This is a genomic window from Arthrobacter sp. FW306-1B-F12A (assembly GCF_058781865.1).
The window spans coordinates 40,125-59,511 of sequence record NZ_JBYSXD010000007.1 but is presented as its reverse complement, the minus strand read 5'-3'; the positions used below and the strand labels follow the sequence as shown (position 1 = coordinate 59,511).

The following is a 19,387-nucleotide window of genomic DNA, read 5'->3' as shown; positions in this document are numbered from 1 at the left end:
GAAGATCTTCTTGAAGGAAATCACCCATGAGTGAAGCAATCAGCTGCACGTCCGTCACCAAACACTACGGGCAATCCAAAGTCGTGGATGACGTGTCGGTCAACGTGCAGGAAGGTACAGTGCATGCGCTGGTCGGCGCCAACGGCGCCGGAAAATCGACACTCCTGGGCATCATGAGCGGACGGACCCCTGCGAGCTCCGGAACTGTGAAGGTCTTCGGACACGAGCTGCGAGGCGGCAGCCCCGTGGAGGCCCGCCGAGCCGGCCTCGTCGCCGTCTACCAGGAGCTGACGGTGCTTCCGGCGATGACCACCACCGAGAACGTCTTCCTAGGTCAGGACCTCACTAGCGGCGGATGGCTCAAGAAACGCAGCATGAAACGCCGTTTCAAAGAACTTTGCCGCGAGTTCGGTGTGAACTTCGACCCCGACATGCTCGCTCGCAACCTAACAGTCGCGAACGCGCAGGTCATCGAGATCCTGCGGGCAATCCAGTCGGGCGCCAAAGCCATCCTGTTCGACGAGCCCACAGCAGCCCTGTCGGAACGGGAACGGCGCTACTTCCTCGACCTTGTCCGCGAGCTGAAGCGCCGCGGAATCACGATGGTACTGGTAACGCACAATCTCGGAGAAGTGCTCGAGGTCAGCGACCACATTACGGTCATGACCAACGGGAGGAAGACCGCAGAAGCCCCGGTATCGGAATGGACGCGTCCCGCACTCGTCGAGGCCATGACCGGAGTCCGGGCAGCCGAACGCGAACCACGACGCGGCTCGAACATCGGCGAGGTCCTCCTCCAGGCCCGCTCCGTCACCCTCCCGGGAGCGATCGACGACGTGTCAATCGAGGCAAGGGCAGGGGAAATCGTCGGACTCGCGGGCCTCGTCGGATCCGGGCGTACAAGCCTGCTCAGATCGCTCGCCGGCGCCGAATCCGCGAGCTCGGGCGAGCTCACCGTCAACGGACTGCCGGCACGCTGGCCCCGCCATGTCCGAACGGCGCTCGGACTCGGGATCGGTCTGATCCCCGAGGAACGCAAGACAGACGGGCTCCTGCTTCGAATGTCCGTGCCGGACAACGTGACCCTCGCCAGCCTGGGATCAGTCGGAAAGTTCGGATTCGTCAGCGGGCGCAAGCAGATGGACGCGGCCAAATCTCTGTTGACCACGCTGTCCCTGAGCCGTGAGGTCGGGCAGTATCCGGTCGGCTCGCTCAGCGGCGGCAACCAGCAGAAGGTCGCAGTAGCGAAGTGGCTGCACCGAGATCCCGCAGTGCTTCTCGTCGACGAACCGACCAGGGGCATCGACGTCGGCGCAAAAGCCGAAGTGCTCGACGCGCTCCGGCGGGCGGCGGACAACGGCAAGGCCGTGATCATGACGAGCTCCGAAATCGAAGAAGTCCTCGAGATCAGCGACCGGGTAATCGTCATGGCCCAAGGTCGGGCAGTCGCCGAAATCGATCTCCACACAAACAACCCAACACCGGGCGACATCCTCCACATCGCCTTCGGCGTCAAAGGACAACCGTGATAAACACCAAAGAACTCGAGGCTGATATCGAGCCCGGGACAGTCACCAAACCCAACTGGCACTCTCCGGAACGCCTCCTTGAATACTCGATGCTCGGGGTACTCGCGTTGCTCATCGTGGCGGCCACCATCATCTACCCCCGTTTCCTGGAACCGGGCAACCTGGCGATTGTCCTGTCCCAGTACGCTCCGCTCGGCATCGTGGCGGTCGGCATGACACTAGTGATCATCGCTGGCGGCTTCGACCTCTCGGTCGGCGCCATCTTTGCCTCTGCCGCGACAATCGCCGCAGCCCTCGCACCCCAGATCGGGGTCCCGGCCGCGTTCGCGCTGGCACTCATCGGTGGCCTAATTCTCGGCTTCATTAACGCAGTCGGCGTCACGGTCCTGAAAGTAAACCCGTTCATCACTACCTTAGGCACTTCATCCCTGTACTCAGGCGGTGTGCTGTTCCTGACCAACTCCACCGCCTTCAGCGACACCAACAGCGACTTCCAAGTGCTCGGCACCGGCGCGACTCTCGGCATCCCCAACACGATCCTCGTGCTCATCCTCACGTTCCTCGTTGGCTTCGTCGTGTTGAACTTCACCGGCTTCGGCCGGGGTATCTTCGCCGTCGGTGGATCCCGCGAGGCAGCCCGCTTGTCTGGAATACGAGTGAATCTCGTGCAAGGCTCGACCTACGTGATCAGCGGGTTCCTCGCCGCGCTGGCAGGCGTGATCACCGCTTCCCAGCAAAGCGCAGGACAAGGATCAATGGGCGGCAGCGTCGCGCTGGACGCCATCGCCATCGTCGTGATCGGCGGAACGTCACTCGTCGGCGGTGAAGGCAAGCTCTGGCGCACGGTCGTGGGCCTGTTGGTGCTCGCGATCCTCGACAACATCTTCTACAGCCTCGCTGTAGACAGTAACGCGCAGCTGATCGTCAAGGGCGCCATCGTCATCCTCGCTGTCGCGGCCGACCAACTCGTACGCAGGAAGCAGCGATGAGTCGTGCTCAAATGCTGACAGCCGGGCTGATCCCCGAGCTCGAAGGAGACGTCGACGTCCGCGTGGACCCTTGGGGCGTCTCCCACATACAGGCAGGCTCCGCGCTGGACGTCTTCCGGGGACAGGGATGGGTCCAGGCGCACGACCGCCTGTTCCAGATGGATCTCTGGCTCCGCCGCGGGCTCGGGCGGCTCTCGGAGGCGTTCGGTGAACAGTTCGCCGAACGGGACCGAGCCTCCAGGCTCTTCCTCTACCGGGGAAGCATGAAGAAAGAAGAGGAGGCACTTGGAGAAGCGAGCGTGGCAGCACTGCACGCCTTCGCCGACGGCGTCAACGCATTCATCGATGCCGCCCAGGCAGATGCCGGGCTGCTGCCTCCAGAATTCTCACGATACCGGTACCTGCCGTTGTACTGGAACGGACTGGATATATCCCGAATCCGTACCCACGGACTGTTCGACAACATCATCCAAGAGGTCGAACGCGCCATCACCATTCGCGACTTCGGCCCCGACGTCGAAGACCTGCGCCGCGTCCGTGAGCCCCTCGACCGGATCGTCATCCCGGAAGGACTCGACCTCGATCTAATCACCGAAGACATTCTTCACACCTATCGTCTAGCGACGTCCCCGGTTGTGGTGGACGGAGACCACGCGAAGCGCAACTCCACCGAAGGCAGCAATAACTGGGCCATTAGCGGTTCGCGCACGGCCACGGGACGACCGATCATGGCAAATGACCCACACCGCGGGCTCCCCCTGCCCTCCCTCCGGTACCTCATCCATCTGACATGCCCGGACTTCGACGTCATCGGGGCGCAAGAGCCAATCCTCCCGGGGGTCTCACTCGGCCACAACGAGAACATCGCATTTGGGTTAACGATCTTCCCAAGCGACCAGGAAGATCTCTACGTCTACCAACTCAACGCCGACGATCCCACGCAATACCTGTATAACGGGCAGTGGGAGTCGTTCGCGCAGATCACCGAAACCGTGGCTGTCCGAGACGGAGAGCATGTCGCGATCGAGCTCCACTATTCAAAACACGGACCCATCATCCACCTCGATGAGCGGAACCATGTCGCATACGCACTCCGAGCTGCCTGGCTTGAGCCTGGGGCGGCGCCATACATTGGAAGCCTGAAATACCTGGGTGCCAAGTCGACGGCAGAATTCCTGAACTCAGTTCGAACCTGGGCCATGCCAAGCGTGAACCACGTGGTCGCGGACGTCGCCGGCAGCATCGCCTGGGCGCCGCGCGGCCTGTACCCGAAACGCCCAAACTGGGATGGGACCCTGCCGGTTCCCGGCGACGGCCCCTATGAGTGGGACGGATTCTGGTCAGCTGATGATCTCCCGACCGCCATCGACCCCGACGCCGGGTGGATCGCCACCGCGAACGAGCGGAACCTCCCGGCCGGCTGGGAAGGGCCAAGCATCACCACGGAGTGGCTCGCGCCATTCCGTTACCAACGAATCGCCGACATACTCGGTACTGAGCAAAGGTCAACGGTCGAGACAAGCGCGCGGTTGCAGACGGACACCTACAGCATCCCGGCACGCGAAGTGCTCTCGACCCTCCGTCGCCACCGGCCCGAGGTCAGGGAGGAAACCGAACCGATAGTCCAAAGACTGCTGGACTGGGATCTGAACCTCCGGGCGGATTCGTCTGAGGCCTCAGAGTTCGAGCTCTGGTACCGCGAACACCTCCGACCGGCCCTCCTGCGATGGGCGCTCGAGAAGCATCTGGGTGGGGACGAGCTCGAGTGCGCGCTGGAACACCTCCAGACTCGTCAGCATGAAGAGCTGACCGGCGACGCCCGCACGGATATCGCTTTGCTCAGCGAACTCGAAAGGGATCCTCGGCAGACTTCGGATCTTCTGGCGGAAACCCTCAATCACTTCGCCCTCGGCTCAACCTGCACGTCGAGGAAGCCCTGGGGTCTTATCCACACGGCACGCTTCCGACACCCGATTCGTCAAACGACCGAATGGGACCTTCCGCCCTTCGCCAAATCCGGAAGCCCCGACACCGTGAATGTATCTGCGCGCAACGCCGACTACATTCAGACCGTTGGTGCCTCGGTGAGGCTCGTCATGGATGTCGGGGAATGGGACAACTCCGTGGCCTCGAACGCCCCCGGACAGTCGGGCGACCCGAGGTCTCCCCACTACGCCGACCTCGCCCACCTGTGGGCCGCAGGGATCTACTTCCCGCTCCTCTTCAGCGAAAACGCCGTCGATGAGCACGCGAAGGAAAACTACCGCCTCATCAGCTCAAGGACAGAGGCTCGTATAGGAGGATCCACCGATGACTTCATCTGACCCACGCGTCGCCATCGTGACCGGCGCCGCCACGGGACAGGGTCGTGCCACTGCCAAAAGCTTCCATAGCGCGGGATACGCCGTAGCCCTCGTAGACCTCGACCCGCGGGTCATCGACGCAGCCTCCTCGATCGGAGCCCGTGCGACCGGAGTCGTGGCCGACATCGCCGAGATCTCCGGCTGGGACACCATCATGGCGCACATCGAGGAAACATCGGGCCGCCTCGATGTCCTGGTCAACAACGCCGGTGTCTATCGCAGAGGCGCGCTCGAAACCATGCTTGTGGAGGATATCGACCTCCTCTACCGCGTGAACCAGCGAGCCGTGATTCTCGGAGTCAGGGCTGCCCTGCCGTACCTAACGATGAGCCCGAACGCCGCCGTCGTAAACATCTCCTCAAGCGCGGGCATCACCGGAGACCCGGAGATCGTCGCTTACACAGGTACGAAATGGGCGGTCCGTGGCATCACCAAGTCGCTTGCAGCAGAGCTCGCCCCCCACAGAATCCGGGTGAACTGCGTCATCCCCGGATTGATCGACACAGCCATGGCTGCCGCGAACGGGGACTCGGTCAATCAGAAGATCATCGATCGCACTTTCCTGCACCGCATCGGCGAACCAGACGAAGTCGCCTCGGCAACAACATTCCTTGCGTCCGCTGGAGCTTCATACATCACCGGTTCGGAGATCGTCGTCGACGGCGGACTCTCGGTCTGAAACTGCGAAGAAAGAAGAAAACCATATGAACAGGCTCAATCGGAAAGTTGCCATCGTCACGGGCGGCGCAAGTGGCATCGGCGCAGGCATCGTCGAGGAGATCCGACGTCAGGGGGCAGTCGCCATCGCTGCGGATCTGTCCATCACTGGTTCCACGCAGTTCGAGCGCCATCTGGACGTGACCGACGAGCATGAATGGATGTCCCTCGTCGAAGATATCTCGTCCGAGTTCGGCCCGATCAATATCTTGGTCAACAACGCCGGAACGACCGGATTCAAGGCACTCGACGAACTCGACCGTGCAGAGTGGGACCGGATCGTCAGCGTGAATCAGCTAGGGACCTACCTAGGGATCAAAGCAGTCGTCCCGTCGATGCGCGAGGCCGGCCACGGATCGATCGTCAATATCTCCTCGATGTTCGGATCACGGGCCGTACCGAACCTTGCCGCCTACCAGGCGAGCAAAGCAGCAGTGCTCGGCATTAGCCGCAACGCCGCGATCACTTACGCCGGCGAACAAATCCGCTCGAACGCCGTTCTGCCCGGCTGGATCGCCACGCCCATGACGGCATCACAAGCCGCCGAACTCAACGAGGCTTTCATCGCTAGCACGCCCATGAAGCGCGGCGGAACCCCTGCTGACATCGCCCACGCCGTCGTCTACCTCGCTAGCGACGAATCCTCCTTTGTAACCGGCAGCGAGCTTTTGGTCGACGGAGGATACCTGGCTCAGTAGGCCGTCCACATGACGAAACTTCGGAGTTGATGTCGCAACACCTCTGCCGATCAGGCTAGTCATGGGATTCGTCGAGGGTCGCACTTAGGGATGCCCCGCCTAGGAAAAGCAGCTCATCTTTGCCGGGGGCGGTAGATTCAACGCATGTGGATTGGAGATGCCGATGTTCCGCGCGAGCTGATCGAGGCAGGCCGCGCCGGTGAACTCGTTCTCTTCGTTGGCGCGGGCGCCTCAATGGACGAGCCATCCTGCCTTCCGAATTTTGGCCACCTGACCAAGGAAGTCGCGGAGTCTGCCCAACGGCATGTGACCAAGGCCGATCTGGACCGTCCCGACCTGTATCTAGGCCGGCTCGAAGATGAAGGCATTAAAGTCCGCGACCTCGCTGCGGCACTATTGAGTCCGGTGGGTTCTGCCCCAAACCGCCTGCACCGCGCAATCGCAACACTCGCGGCGACGTGCCCGACGGCAAGGGTCGTGACCACAAATTTTGACCGCCATCTAAGCACGGCGCTGGCCGAACGGCAAGTCCGGATGCTCGAATACAGAGCTCCTGCACTGCCAATGGGCGACGACTTCGATGGCCTTGTCTACCTGCATGGAAGCCTGGACCAAGAGGCCCGCCAGCTCGTCCTGACAGACAAGGACTTCGGTGCAGCGTATCTGCATGATGCCTGGGCGGCCCGGTTCCTTGAGCGCATGTTTAGGTCCAGGGTGGTGCTGTTTATTGGCTACAGCCACAAGGACGTGGTGATGCAGTATTTCGCCAGAGCATTGGGGCGGGACGCAGCCCGTTTTGCCCTCACGCCTTGGCCCGACGATCCCGACTGGCGGACTTGGGGCATCACGCCGGTCGGCTACCAGCTGACAGGCGACTCTCACGAGGCCCTTCCCGTAATGCTCGAGAAGTGGGCACTGCTGGCGTCGATGAATCTACTTCAGCACGCAGATCGCGTCGCGGAAATCGTCTCAGCAGGAGTCCCGGTGGTACCCGAAGAGGTCTCCTACCTCGAGGAGACCTTCGCGGATCCAACGAGGGTCAAATATTTCACAGATGCCGCAAAGGGAATCGATTGGCTTCGCTGGGCACTCAACCGGCCGGAGTTCGCCCAACTGTCGGGCTGGGGCGCCGATGAGAGGCTCGGCAGAGCGCTTGCAAACTGGATCGCTTGGGAGTTCGTCGCCGAAGAGGAACATTCCACAGAGGCTCTTGAGGTAATGCGCCAGCGCTTGTGGTCACCCACGACGTGGCGCACGATCACCCATGCGGTATGCGTTAGCAGCCTTACAAACCACGGTGTTCCCACATGGCTCAGACCATGGGTTGTCCTGCTGATTGAATGGGATCCAGGAACTCTTCACGACCCCGGCGATTTCCTGACGACCCTGGTGGCCAGCCTGGACTGGAGCGACAATGCAGACACAGCCCTCTTGCTTTTCGACCACCTGACGAAACCCCGGCTCGTCCCTATGCCCACTTTTGTTTCAGGGCAGAGTCCTCAGTTCGACGTCCTTCTCCGAGGCTCCGAAATGCAGCTCACCCTCGCATGGACCCTACATGTCAAAAGTCTCGCGCAGGTGCGATTACCAGAAATGCTGGCCATCGTCGACCACCATCTGCGCACGGCGCACCGCATGAGCGAGGCAGCGAATCCGGGCTTCACCTTTGACAGGCTGAGCTACAAGAGGGTTGCCATTGAGACCATCAACGATTCAGCTCGCGATGCACTCGACCTTCTGATTGATGCTGCCCGAGATCTCCTTTCCCACGCACTGGATTCTCAACTTGCCCTTGCAGAGCGGTACTTGGACGCATGGGCGGACGCCGCCGAAACGATCCTTGTCCGGCTCGCACTCCACGGCTGGCTTCAGCGCGCAGATCAGTCTCCTTCGCGGAAGATCTCCTGGCTAGCCGGCCGCCGATGGCTCTATCGCCGTGGAATCGGGTACGAGATAAATCGCCTTCTACAAGCCGCCCTTCCGGGAGCCGACCCCGAAAGTGTCGACCTCATCCTCAGAGAGGCGCTCAATGGGCCTGACGATGCCACCTCAAGCCCCGAGCGCAATGAAAGGCGTCGATTCGACCTCGTAGGCCAGCTTGCGCAGGCCGCCCCAAGCGTGCCGCCGATCACCAAAGCGTTCGCCGATCTCAAGGAAAAGCACCCGGGGTGGGCGCCGGAAATGACGCCTGCGGGGAAATCCGGTGTAGCTCAAAACCCGTTCGACCCTGTTTCTCCGTTCACCGTGGACGAGATCCACAAATGCCTTCAGTCCGACATTCTCGGTATCGTGGACCGGCTCGTAGCGAGCATCGCCGCAGAGGCCGGTCCCAGGGCCGAGGAAACGTTCCGGATTCTCGAACAGTGCACGGCACAGTATCCAGAAGATGGTATTGATTTGCTTCCCGTGCTTGTAGAGCGGATGCCACTGGCTGTGCCCTACGTAATTGAGGGGTGGGCTGATGCTTCGATCAGTTCTGAGACTGCCCTAATCGTCCTCGGGGAACTCCGCAACCTCGATCTGAAGACTTTCGGGGTCCAGATTTCCTGGTTGCTGGCCTCCGGCGTCCGGGATGGGGCATCCACCGAATGGCACACTATCGACGCTGCCCGCGCCCTCGCCGAAGCCGTTTGGGGCGCCCTCGGCTCACCACTCCCATATGATGGGGACGATCTTTTCATGCACGCTCTCAACAGCGCCGCCGGAAGGCTTGCCGAGTTCTGGATTCGCGCCCTCTCCCACGACTGGCGGCAGGCAGACGACAAGTGGGTCGGCCTCACCGGGCGCCTTCTAAGCGCCTTCGACGACCTGTTAGTCGCCCCTGGTGCCAAGTCCGATGATGCCTTAGTCGTCCTTGCATCGGAGCTGCATTTCTTCCATGGCGCTGACCCTAAATGGACAGAGAAAAGTCTGCTTCCCTTGTTTATGGCCCACGAGGATTGTGACCGGATGAAATTGGCCTGGAGCGGGTTCCTCGAGGGTGCTCGTCCTGCTGACACCTTGGTAGCTCGGCTTTTGCCAGGCTACCTTGCCGCGGCGGAGACCGATGCCTTCGGCTCGGAAAGGCTTCGACCCCGGCTTGCCTATCATCTGGCGTGGATCGCGATGTTCTCAAGTGCCGACCCAATAGAATGGCTCCAACGCTTCCAGAGGTCGCAGTTAGCGATCCGGGTCCAGTGGGCCCGGAATGTGGCGAGACTACTCAGCAAGCTCGACATCGCAACCGCAAATGAGGAATGGTCCCGCTGGATCGGCGTCTATTGGACACGGCGAGTCACCACTGCCGCTGTGCCGATCGAAGAAGCCTCCGCGATGGCCGAATGGGTTTCATATCTGGTCAATCACAGGCGCGCGGCCATCGCCCTCGCAACGCAGTGCCCAGGAAACATTGAGCTATCCGGCAACCTCCTTTACCAGTTGACCCAGATCGACCTCTCCGATTGCCCGGCTGACTGGATCACATTTCTTGACCATTTGCTCCGTGACGCGTCCCACCTGACAAATTGGATGTTCCTAAGGGAGGTCGTTCAGAAGCTCAGCACTGTCATCCCCCGTCCGGACGTCGGCCCGCTGGTCCAAGAGGCTCTCAGACTCGGAATCGACGAAGCCCGGTACTGGTCAGACGACGGGCATTAAAATCCATCAGATAACGCCAGTTTGTTCAAACGTACGACGGAACCTTCAAGGGTTCTGGCGGAACCCTTCGTTGTCCCGATTCGGGCCAGTTAGAGGATTTGATCTGATACTTCTGCACGGCGAGACTGTCTGGCAACGTCGGCGACGTGATGCCGTCCTCAGGCCTCAGCCCTTTGGGGTCGCAACGCGCTTCTAACGCTATGTCTCGGGTCGGATGCGAGGACGGTAGCTACTTCGATATGGTGGACATTTTCTTCGTTCAGATGCATGGCGAGTGTTCGTCGTACCCGCCGATCAGGATCGCGCGCGAGCCGAAGGCCGAGTTTCAGATGGGGTTCATCTTCTTCACACCAAAAATAGGCCGCCAGAGCCCTGCATTCCCAGCCGAGGGTGGCGAGCCAGGGCAGTTCCTGTGACGAATTGGCGAGGCCGACGATTTGGAGCGCTTGGACCAAGTTCCATGTCCCGTGCCCGCTAGCTAGCTGAGAGACGGCGAGGCTTCGGACACGGGCCTTCTCATCGTCGGCCTGAGCCAAGATCGCACATAACCATGTTGCTGCGGCGGTTACGTTGCTGGTGCCGAGGTCCATCCTCATTGCGCTGAAAGGATGCTGCCACAATTCGGCTTCGATGTCCGCCTTCGAGGGTTTGGCTTCGAGAGCAAAGATGATCGCTTCTTCGAAGAGTGCCGATTGGTTCACGGACCCAAGATCGCTTGCAAGGTTTGCAGCGGCAATCAGATATTGCTCCTTGTTGATGCCTGGCTCGTACTCACTGCGCGAACGCTCAAGTTGGGAGCGGATAATCGCAAGTCGTTCAAGCGCCGGAAGCGTCCTACATTGGAGCGAATCCGAGATAGCGCTTGTGCCCACTCCGTAGTGGCTGGCATCGCTCTGGCTTGGTTCTTTTAGGCGCGAAGCGGCATCACGGGTTTGTTTGAGTCGGGTTTCCGACGCACCAGTTTCGATCATTCCGAGCATGCGTGCGGCGGCTAAATTACCGACGTCGGCCAAAATATTGAGGCGTTCTTCGACCGCATCTCTGTGCTGGATAAAGACTTCATTGGCGTATGCGAGGACGCGGTTCTGTGCGTGCGCAAACGTCAGAATTCGGAGAAGGATGTCTACTGCACGTGCACTGAGTTGCGCGGAGTCTTTACCGATCTCGACGAGGGCTTTGATCAAGTGATCATTTGTGTACCAAAAGCTGTCCGGGTGGCTTTGAACGAGCTCCTCAAGGTGGGCAAGTAAGTCACTACGCTGATCAAGGTCGAGTCTGGGCGCGAACTCCGACAGGCACTCTAACGCCATTCTGTAGACGGAGGGACCGTATAGCCGCGTATCTTGTAGTGATCCCGCCTTCGATTGCCATAAGACGTCCAACGCTTCCGCAGCCACCCTGCGAACATTGTGGGTCGGTGTCAGATCGGCCTGAACGCCGGAAAAGCCAAAAGCACTAGCCCTCGTCCAATACGGCCCTCGGGCGCAGTAGGCGTACACGTCAACGTAGTCATCACCTAGGGCATCAGCGATCTTCTTCGCGTCGTCCACCGCGCCGGCCAGCAAGTACTGCTTTGCGGCAAGCGGCAAGTCGCCCGCCTCGGCGTAAACCGAGGCAAGAAGTTCTCTGGCGTCGGTCTCCTCCTGCCAGCTTGAGCTAGAAATGGCATCTCGCAAGTATCGTCGAAAAGCAAAAACCGCCGGCCGCAACTCCCCCTTCGCGACGTGTACGAGTCCGATTTCGCGTGCGTTTCGCTTTCGAGGTAGAAGGCTTGCCGACCCGGCGTTCTCCATTAGGCCTGTGGCGACAGCATGTACCTCCTCAAGACCTTGAAATGATCCTTGGTAACGAGTCCGAAGTAACCAGCGGCTGCGCAGCCAATGTGCTGCGTCTTCGTAATAACCCAAGAGGCAGGCGTGCTCGACTGCATCGGCCCAATCTGGGTCCGATTCGTCAAAGTTTCCAGTCTGGGCAAGGAACCGCCCTCGGCGTGCAAATATCAAAGCCCTGTGGGTCCTCGGCAGGCGCCGGAGACGGGCATCCTGGATAAGTTCGTGCCAGTCGCCATCTTGTTCGGCTAGTAAGATCCGAAGCCGTGTCCTTAGAAGCTGGTCGCCCAGAGGCAACTGTGCAAGGACGGATTCCAAGGAGTCCCGATTGCCGTCAATCCACTCATGTGCGTCATCGGCTCGCGCGGTCTCACAGATCAGCACGGCGAGGCGTCCGCGTTCCGATAAACAATTGCCGCTGGCGCAGAGAAGATCTACGGCTTGCTGGGGCAGATCGCCATGCGGATTCATGACTACATCCAGAGCGATCGAGCAAATATTCGCTAGCTCGAAGACGAATGAGGATCCAGAAGAGTAGTCAGTTTCGTCGCCCGAACCGGGCGCTGGCAGTCCCGCGAGCATGTCGGTCAACTTAGTTGCCGTGAGCCGGGCGAGGTTGTCATCACCCTGGGCAATGTTCTTCCAAAAGTAGTTGCTCAACATCTGCGCCCCTTCCGCGGCGCGGCCGGCCTTGGCGTAAAGGCCCGCTAGACGCGGTATTAGAACTTCGGCCTGGGCTGTAAATCCAGATAGTTTGAGCGCCTCGGACGCCGCTAGCAGTAGGATTGCGGACTGTTCAGGGTCTCGTTCCTCAAGTGCAGTAGCACGATCGATTGACAGTTTCGCCCCACTTGATTCTGCGGGACCGTGTAAGACCGCGTCGGCAACCGCTACACGGTCTTCGAGTCTTGGTGGCTCCACGTGATAGCTATGTGGAAGACAAAAAGCCGACGCAGTGGCCTCACCGAAAAATTCGGTGACAACGTCTGATCTGTACCGCAGCATGTCTGAAATTTGAGACTTGTCCCAGAACTCGATGAGGAGGGGAGCAAAGGTGGCAGTGAGCGCGACCATCTCATTCGTGATTTCAGTCCGGTTCGCTTGGCATGCGGCAACTATGATCAGACGCGCCAGTTTGAATGGAAGTTCTCCTTCGATGTACTTGCGGACCGCCAGCCGTAAATCTTCAGAACCAAAAGTCTGATATCTCTTGGCCTGCATGGCCACGATCGACCCGTCTGGGGCGCGCCCGACCACGTCAATCCCGTGCTGGGCTTGACCAGACGTTCCGTACAAGCGCACGTCACGAAGTCCTTCCACCTCACGACTCATCCGGACAAGCAAACGCTCAAAGTCCGGCCAATCCATTCCGTCTGTTGGCAGACGCGGCAAGAGTGGATCAATTGGCGCAGGGGTCACACGATTCGGGCCCGCGAGAAGCGTCTGCGCGTCCGGAATCTCACGCATCGACGTCCAATTCCCCAAATCAGCGTTCGACGACGCCCCCTGATCTTCGACCATCTGCCAAGACTAACCCGAGCGCTGATCTGCGGCGGCACTGACGTCCGGTCGGCTCGTGTGGAGAACAACTGCCCAGGAACACAACTCGTTAGAGAAGCAATTCACACGATGATTTGCTGGGGTTCGCTAGCGCCCGATGGTCATGTCGGGAACACCATCGGGGAGGAGGTCCCACAAGGGAACGTCCAGGGCTTGGCTTAGCGCAACGATGGTAACCAATCGGGGGTTCATCGGAGTACCGGGTTTGGATTGACCTTTTTCGTACTTCTGGTAGGTGAAGGCTGAGATGCCAGCCTGATATGCCAGCTTCTCCTGGCTGATGTTCTTTTCGATCCGGGCCTGCAGCAGGTTAACACCAAGTTTCCGGGCATAGGTCGTCCAAGCTGCAAGCCTAGCGTTTTCAAGTGTCACTAATCGAGCCTTGCGGCTACAGCGCCTTGGGCTCCACATACATGTATGGGAATCTTTAAGTGGGCGTTGGAGACTCACCCTGCCTGGTGAGTCCACGGAAGCAGGCGCGGCGATCCTCGACGTGACGCATTCAACGCATCAAATGAAGCATCCAATCAGCCAGAATGAAGAAGAAATGACTGCAGTAACCGATGAAACGTGGCTCGCAATTGTCATCTGCCCGATGGCTGAAGGGCTGGATCGTGGCCAAAACCTAACCGGCACTCCCGGACTCAGCCAGACGAGTGAAGACACGACACAGCCGAAGCCCAAGGTCAGCTTCTACCAGTCGACAATGGATGGTAAGCGGATGCGAGCGGCATTTGTAGCCACCCAGCCGATGGAGCGAAGGCCATCGTTGTCGGCCTTCATCTGTGAGGCCGTTCGACGGGAAGTTGAACGACTTGAGAAGTTGTACAACGACGGGAGACCGTGGCCCGATGTTGAAACCGGTCAGATACCAAAAGGTGCGCCGCTCCGAAGCTGACTCAGTAAGCAATACTGCGGCCACTGAAGATTCGTCCGGACGCCCCAAAAGGGGTCAAGACTTTTGTACTGTATCCGCAACCGTCTTACCCATACTGTCGAGGTTACAACCATAAGCATCGGCAGATGGAAAGTTTTCTAGATCGGATGGGTGCATCGCCGCACTGTTGGGTGTGTCGAATTGTCAATACGACAGTCGAGCCGAGGCGTGGCTCCCTAGCTTGTCATGCTTGGCCTGTTCAGCATTTCGTCTGCAAGCCAATTGAAAGGCGCCTGTTCGGCCCTCCGCGCAAGTCTAACGACGAAGGATTTCTCCCGCTCTTGGATTTGTTCACGGGTCAATGGGCTCCACTCAAACGGGTCATTGCCAAGCGACCAAACCGGGGCCGGGTCCAGTAGCCTGTCATAGCTCAGCAGAAGACGGAAAGGCACTTCCCCCGTGTCCCTGTTTTCTAAATCCAGAAACTCCCGGGGCGCTTCACCGCCGTACTCGCAGACAGCTATTGCGCTCCACGGCGCATCGAGGAACTTAGCGAGATAATCCAGCTTGCCAACCTCCGATGGCACTACCCCGGAAAATGAGCGCTTTACCTCTACAGGAACGAATGCCGCATCTTGAAAAAGCATTAAGACGTCCGCTTCCCCCTCCGTGCGCGAGTTGCCTTCTTTGTGGATATTCAACCCCGGATGCATGCCGATCAAGTCGCTTCCTTCGAATCGCGAGAAAACTGAATTAAAGAACCGCATCGTAAGCAAATGACCCATCGCATCGTACTCATAGACTCGACGAAGCCTTTCTGATATCCGATATGTGAAGTCAAGGCTGACTCTGTCGCCAAACGGGGTATCCATCTCTTCTGCACAGCCTCGGCAGATGATTGGTGGCGAGAATGCGGCCACGGGGATCCACTGTTTGGCGCTGCAGCGCGGACATTGGAGTTGGAACCCCTTGACGATAAGTCCCGCAAGTTCCGCCCACATTAACCAATGCTTAGTGGCCTTTGGGCTGTTTCCAAGCACACGCTTGAAATCAGCGAAAGCCCTTTCGGGCAGCTGGTCGGTGGTCGGAGGTACGGCGTCGGTTGGAACAATGTCAAGTCGGTTTAGGTCACGCGCACGCTGCCTCAACCATCCAAAGCCGCTCCGCGCAGCCATCTGCTCCAGGAGACCAAGAAGCGGAGCATGGGCGAGAAAAGATATTTCCCACAGATCAGTGAGCTCGTTTAACGCGATCCGAGCAGAACGGCCAGGTTCCGATTCTTTAATCTCAAGCCCGCGATTCCTAGCTATCGCCCGCGCGGCGAGCATCCGCCCTGGCCACAGAACTTCGATAGGCTCCGACCTGCGCCTGCCGACTGACAACGAAACTGCGCCCGAATAGAAGCTGGAATTTGGGGCACTAATCCTGACGTCATCGCCCGAAGGAAATGGACTCGATAAAACGCGCAGATCCGCCTGCATCCGGGTCAAGCGACCGAAATGTCCATTCTCAATCAGTTCCTCCTTGCTCCCAGTCGGCAACGGTACGAAGCTCGCCTTACCGTCGGCCCATACGACAACGTCGTCGCGCGCCCAGCCCGCAGGGCTGCCAAGCGTCAGAAGGCTTTTGGAATCGACCACGCGGAACTCTCGAGATCCCGAGTCCCCCAAAATTCTTGAGAGCTCCCTTGGCTCGATGCTGGCACTTGTCACATATACATGCCGGGCAGAAATGCCGTATTCCGAAATGTGATGCTGACCGACGAGAGCCTGAATTGTGTCGGGTCGGAGCTGTTCCAGTGGAATTCCGACTGGTAGCGGATGGTAATCACCGTGAGCCGACCGAAGATTCCACAAGAGGGCGAGGTCTTCGACGTTATCGCCTGAACAAACTACCAACACATTCGGCCCAGCATCTCGCCGGGGGAAATTCGGTTCCGGCAAGACGCCAGATTCAGCCCCGATGCCGTAACTTCCGTTGTGTTCCGATTGGAGGTGGATCATAGACAACTGACGAGGTGTGCTGCACGTGTCGTCAACCATCCGCTCGATCAGGTCACTGAGCGAACCTACGGCCTCCTGCCTCCGGATGTTGACAAAGTCCTCAAACGTTACGGTGTCAATCAGCCGCCCATGGCGAAGGACATGGCGGTCCGGCCTATCAGGGAGTAGCCCCAGACAGGCCGCGTATATGCCCCTCCAAGGATCACCGTCGACCAACTGAACAACGTCAACCGGCTTGTACTCCTGCTGGCTATGGTAGGGCAGAAGAGCAGCGACCAGCTGTCGACCGAATCCGTCCATCTCGTCCCCATGGGGACGCATCCGGACGCTGACCCGACCTTCGCGCAAGTTGAATAGGCCAAAGCCCTCCATGCCGCGAACACCTTCTACAGCACTGCCCGCCAGGATATCCAAGTAAGGCTTTGCCAATTCGCCCGCCTGCGAAGCAGGAAGCAACGGCGTGTTGGCTCCTCCCCAGAGCTGGCATTCAAAGGTAATCGCTCTTATCAGAGCGGCCGCGGAGTCCACCGGAACGGCAATCCGCTCCGGACGAATCGTGATCCGCACTGCCTGCGGCCCCTTGAGCGTCTCGTCATCCAGCAGAATCTTCATCTCGTCCTGTCTTCCCAATCTGGCTATTCGTACAGCCAAGCATGGAAAGCACTGTTCCCGACTTCATGCGCGTCAAACACACCCCTCAGGGCGCTGCCTTAAGCAATGTACAGCCAACAGCGAGACCAGAAGGTCCCCGGCGATGCTCCCGCTGGGGGGGCTGAGCTTGGCTGCTTAGCGTGCTGAATCACGCGTTTAGCCCACGCGTGTGCCACCTTGCTGTTCTGGGATCGGGAATGAAGCATTCCCGATCCCAGAACTCACGACACTTCTAGATCCGAACAAGGCGAGCGCCACGGGCACCACGAACCCGAAAGACGCGGTGGAGAACACTCTGCACAAGGCCATCTGCACCCACAAGGTCACCCTGTCAGCTGCCCAGAATGCGATCGCCCACAACTGGGTCACCGCGGTCAAAGACCTCGGTTTGTAGCAGCGCGGACCGCTGCATTGACCATCCGGGATCTCTCAAATCCCGACGGCGGCCCTCATGCAATCCAGACCCTCTTGCAAGGAGCAATCGACGCGTTCGGCAGCAAATGGGGGTCAAGGAGCGCATCGTAGGATAGAGCGTGCCTGTCCCGCTCCCCTACAAAGTGGGCTGGCACTTTCCTTGGCCAACGAGGGAGAGCCCGGTGAGGTCGCCGGCGCCGAACGAAACCACTCCTGGGGTCTCCGAGGGATTCATGATCTGGCTAGGGTCGTTGGCATGGTCCAGGCCAACCACGTGACCGAGCTCGTGCTCGATCACAGCCCTCACCTGTTCCGTTCCGAGTTCCGCCGACATCCGTTGGAGTGCAGGGCCGTTCAGCTCCACCTGCCCGCTGACGTAGGTGAAGCCGGTATTCCCAAAGCTGACAGCTTCGCTGCCTCCCAGGCCCATGACAGTTTCCCCTTGCGCGGGATTCGTGAATTTCGGTTGTTCGGCGTGGGTCTCCCAGGCGATGAGCACCGGAGCCCAACGGTCCCCGTACCGATCCTTCTGATATGACCGATGGCCCGCGGACGGAGCCTCGGTCGTGTCGCCGTCGTTGACGAAGGTCAGTCCAGTTGCGTGGGAGATCGCAGTGACAGCTTCCTGGATGAGCTCGGGGCCGACTGCCGGTGAGTTGTCGGGGCGGGTGACGTAATGGATCGCCCGGCACGGATCATAGGTGACCGGACTGCCGTCCTCACCCTTCTGCAGGAAGGCGTATGACTTGCTGGTCACGGTCAGCGGTGCAGGCTGACCAAGGGGGCTCGGGTTTTCCCCGATACCCGCCGGTGGATGATCCTTTGCCTGGAGCGCCGCCGCGCCGGCTGCAGGACCGCCGGGTGCCAAGGGCCCGATCGCACCCGGATTGGCGATGCCATTTAGTCCACCAAGTCCGTTCAGCCCGGGCACAAAGGGGCCTACGAAATAGAGCCCAGCCAGAAGCACAACAATCCCGGCGACGATCGAAGCAGCTCTAGCAACCCGCCGCAGTTTCTTGGGTCGCGGGGTAGGATCAGCTGCTTCGCGCCAGGCAGTCGGCGTCGGCGTACCTTCTCCCAGCATTTCTTCGAGCTTCCACAGCGGAATACGTTCCGGCACTTTCCGTGGCCCAGATGCCGAGCCTCCGGTGACCTCCCCGAAGATGCCTTCGTTGTCCCTCGAATCCCCCATCGTCAGAGTTTATCCCCCGTCCCGAACAGACATCCCATATTCCGGACCACATCAAGGGCCTTCGGAACAACGCGCGCTCTTAGGTCATCGGAAATACTCTGAATCCATCCTTGGACCGGCTCACGCCCCAGAGCAAGACGGACCCGTCGAGCCTTCGGACGGCGATGGACCGTTGGACGCTCAAGATGTCCACATCCTGCGGGTAGTCGCACTCGGTGTGCGCTGTGAACTCATCGGCGAATCTGCGGTTGAAGATGAGAGCAAGCCCCTTCCACTTCCGTTTCTCGTACGTGGACAACCCGAAAGAGAAAGCCACCGCGATTCCCGCGACGATGAACAGAGGCCATTTGGGAAGTTCAGCCGACCCGAACAAGGTGACACCCGACAGGATCCAGAACAGGAGGAAGAAAACTCCCGACATGATCCTGACGGCTCTGTATTTCCTCGCTTCGGGGAATGCAACAGTGAAGGCCGTGCGACGATCATCCATGAGGCGCCCCGATCCGCGTTGCAAAGTGCGTTTCTTGCTAGTGAACCAAGAATGTCGAACCGACGATAGAACCTGGCCTCATCCGGCGGGGTGCCTCCGGAGTGACGGCAACGTCGTCGAGTCCCCGGGGTGGTAGAGGCGCCTAGCCATCGGGAAGGCCGAATCGGATTTGAAATCCAAACCCGAAGCATGCTTAGTATGTAGTAACGGCCGTATCGATCGGCTGCCGAACCAGAGGAGGAAACACCATGGGACTAGGCGACAAGATTGAGAACGCTGCCGAGAAGGCTGGCGGCAAGGGCAAGGAAGCTGCCGGGAACGCCACAGGCGATGAAAACCTGAAGGCGGAAGGCAAGGCCGACCAAGCCAAGGGCGATTTGAAGCAGGCCGGCGAGAAGGTCAAGGACGCCTTCAAAAAGGACTGACCTGACCCGTAGAG

Annotated in this window: 13 protein-coding genes; 8 read left to right on the top strand and 5 right to left on the bottom strand. The window is 59.6% G+C overall.

Annotated elements, in window-relative coordinates:
- The first annotated feature begins 26 nt into the window (after positions 1-26).
- From AC3WJU_RS05720 to AC3WJU_RS05695, 6 genes are all read left to right on the top strand, one after another.
- Positions 27-1,529, top strand: a complete 1,503-nt coding sequence (locus tag AC3WJU_RS05720; RefSeq protein WP_492259369.1) for a sugar ABC transporter ATP-binding protein — start codon at positions 27-29, stop codon at positions 1,527-1,529.
- Positions 1,526-2,518 (top strand): ABC transporter permease, encoded by a 993-nt coding sequence (locus tag AC3WJU_RS05715; protein ID WP_492259368.1) that lies wholly within the window; start codon positions 1,526-1,528, stop codon positions 2,516-2,518. The genes AC3WJU_RS05720 and AC3WJU_RS05715 overlap by 4 nt, the downstream gene beginning before the upstream one ends.
- The gene (locus tag AC3WJU_RS05710) at positions 2,515-4,842 is read left to right on the top strand and encodes a penicillin acylase family protein (RefSeq protein WP_492259367.1); all 2,328 of its coding nucleotides are present in this window, start codon (positions 2,515-2,517) and stop codon (positions 4,840-4,842) included. Before AC3WJU_RS05715 ends, AC3WJU_RS05710 begins: the two co-directional genes overlap by 4 nt.
- The gene (locus AC3WJU_RS05705; protein ID WP_492259366.1) at positions 4,829-5,560 is read left to right on the top strand and encodes an SDR family NAD(P)-dependent oxidoreductase; all 732 of its coding nucleotides are present in this window, start codon (positions 4,829-4,831) and stop codon (positions 5,558-5,560) included. Before AC3WJU_RS05710 ends, AC3WJU_RS05705 begins: the two co-directional genes overlap by 14 nt.
- A gap of 25 nt (positions 5,561-5,585) precedes the next feature.
- A complete protein-coding gene (locus tag AC3WJU_RS05700) occupies positions 5,586-6,296 on the top strand; it encodes an SDR family NAD(P)-dependent oxidoreductase (protein WP_492259365.1) in 711 nt (236 codons plus the stop codon).
- A gap of 144 nt (positions 6,297-6,440) precedes the next feature.
- Positions 6,441-9,932, top strand: coding sequence for an SIR2 family protein (locus AC3WJU_RS05695; protein ID WP_492259364.1), 3,492 nt, complete (start codon positions 6,441-6,443; stop codon positions 9,930-9,932).
- Between the two features lie 158 nt (positions 9,933-10,090).
- On the opposite strand, the gene AC3WJU_RS05690 is transcribed toward AC3WJU_RS05695, so the two are convergent.
- Together AC3WJU_RS05690 and AC3WJU_RS05685 are read right to left on the bottom strand one after the other, a co-directional pair.
- Positions 10,091-13,282 carry a hypothetical protein gene (locus AC3WJU_RS05690; protein ID WP_492259363.1) on the bottom strand — a complete coding sequence of 1,064 codons (3,192 nt, stop codon included), beginning with the start codon at positions 13,280-13,282 and terminating at the stop codon, positions 10,091-10,093.
- Between the two features lie 126 nt (positions 13,283-13,408).
- Complete coding sequence (locus AC3WJU_RS05685; protein WP_492259362.1) at positions 13,409-13,693, bottom strand: helix-turn-helix domain-containing protein; 285 nt, start codon at positions 13,691-13,693, stop codon at positions 13,409-13,411.
- A gap of 142 nt (positions 13,694-13,835) precedes the next feature.
- Here AC3WJU_RS05685 and AC3WJU_RS05680 point away from each other — a divergent pair, with 142 nt between their 5' ends.
- Complete coding sequence (locus AC3WJU_RS05680) at positions 13,836-14,219, top strand: ParB family protein (protein WP_492259361.1); 384 nt, start codon at positions 13,836-13,838, stop codon at positions 14,217-14,219.
- Positions 14,220-14,434: 215 nt separating this feature from the next.
- Here the strand turns inward: AC3WJU_RS05680 and AC3WJU_RS05675 are convergent, their stop codons facing one another.
- The 3 genes from AC3WJU_RS05675 to AC3WJU_RS05665 all read right to left on the bottom strand — a co-directional run bounded on the left by AC3WJU_RS05675 (position 14,435) and on the right by AC3WJU_RS05665 (position 18,948).
- Positions 14,435-16,813 (bottom strand): hypothetical protein, encoded by a 2,379-nt coding sequence (locus AC3WJU_RS05675; RefSeq protein ID WP_492259360.1) that lies wholly within the window; start codon positions 16,811-16,813, stop codon positions 14,435-14,437.
- 589 nt (positions 16,814-17,402) lie between these two features.
- Positions 17,403-18,458 (bottom strand): matrixin family metalloprotease, encoded by a 1,056-nt coding sequence (locus AC3WJU_RS05670; protein ID WP_492259359.1) that lies wholly within the window; start codon positions 18,456-18,458, stop codon positions 17,403-17,405.
- Between the two features lie 79 nt (positions 18,459-18,537).
- Entirely contained in the window at positions 18,538-18,948 is a 411-nt protein-coding gene (locus AC3WJU_RS05665) for a hypothetical protein (RefSeq protein WP_306962691.1), read from the bottom strand.
- Between the two features lie 248 nt (positions 18,949-19,196).
- Here AC3WJU_RS05665 and AC3WJU_RS05660 point away from each other — a divergent pair, with 248 nt between their 5' ends.
- Entirely contained in the window at positions 19,197-19,373 is a 177-nt protein-coding gene (locus tag AC3WJU_RS05660; RefSeq protein ID WP_059388645.1) for a CsbD family protein, read from the top strand.
- Positions 19,374-19,387 lie beyond the last annotated feature (14 nt).

Excerpts from the sequence above, each read along its gene's own strand:
- AC3WJU_RS05720 (WP_492259369.1), top strand. The coding sequence starts at position 27 with ATGAGTGAAGCAATCAGCTGCACGTCCGTCACCAAACACTACGGGCAA.
- AC3WJU_RS05710 (WP_492259367.1), top strand. The coding sequence starts at position 2,515 with ATGAGTCGTGCTCAAATGCTGACAGCCGGGCTGATCCCCGAGCTCGAA.
- AC3WJU_RS05705 (WP_492259366.1), top strand. The coding sequence starts at position 4,829 with ATGACTTCATCTGACCCACGCGTCGCCATCGTGACCGGCGCCGCCACG.
- AC3WJU_RS05700 (WP_492259365.1), top strand. The coding sequence starts at position 5,586 with ATGAACAGGCTCAATCGGAAAGTTGCCATCGTCACGGGCGGCGCAAGT.
- AC3WJU_RS05695 (WP_492259364.1), top strand. The coding sequence starts at position 6,441 with ATGTGGATTGGAGATGCCGATGTTCCGCGCGAGCTGATCGAGGCAGGC.
- AC3WJU_RS05690 (WP_492259363.1), bottom strand. The coding sequence starts at position 13,282 with ATGGTCGAAGATCAGGGGGCGTCGTCGAACGCTGATTTGGGGAATTGG.
- AC3WJU_RS05680 (WP_492259361.1), top strand. The coding sequence starts at position 13,836 with ATGAAGCATCCAATCAGCCAGAATGAAGAAGAAATGACTGCAGTAACC.
- AC3WJU_RS05675 (WP_492259360.1), bottom strand. The coding sequence starts at position 16,813 with ATGAAGATTCTGCTGGATGACGAGACGCTCAAGGGGCCGCAGGCAGTG.
- AC3WJU_RS05670 (WP_492259359.1), bottom strand. The coding sequence starts at position 18,458 with ATGGGGGATTCGAGGGACAACGAAGGCATCTTCGGGGAGGTCACCGGA.
- AC3WJU_RS05665 (WP_306962691.1), bottom strand. The coding sequence starts at position 18,948 with ATGGATGATCGTCGCACGGCCTTCACTGTTGCATTCCCCGAAGCGAGG.
- AC3WJU_RS05660 (WP_059388645.1), top strand. The coding sequence starts at position 19,197 with ATGGGACTAGGCGACAAGATTGAGAACGCTGCCGAGAAGGCTGGCGGC.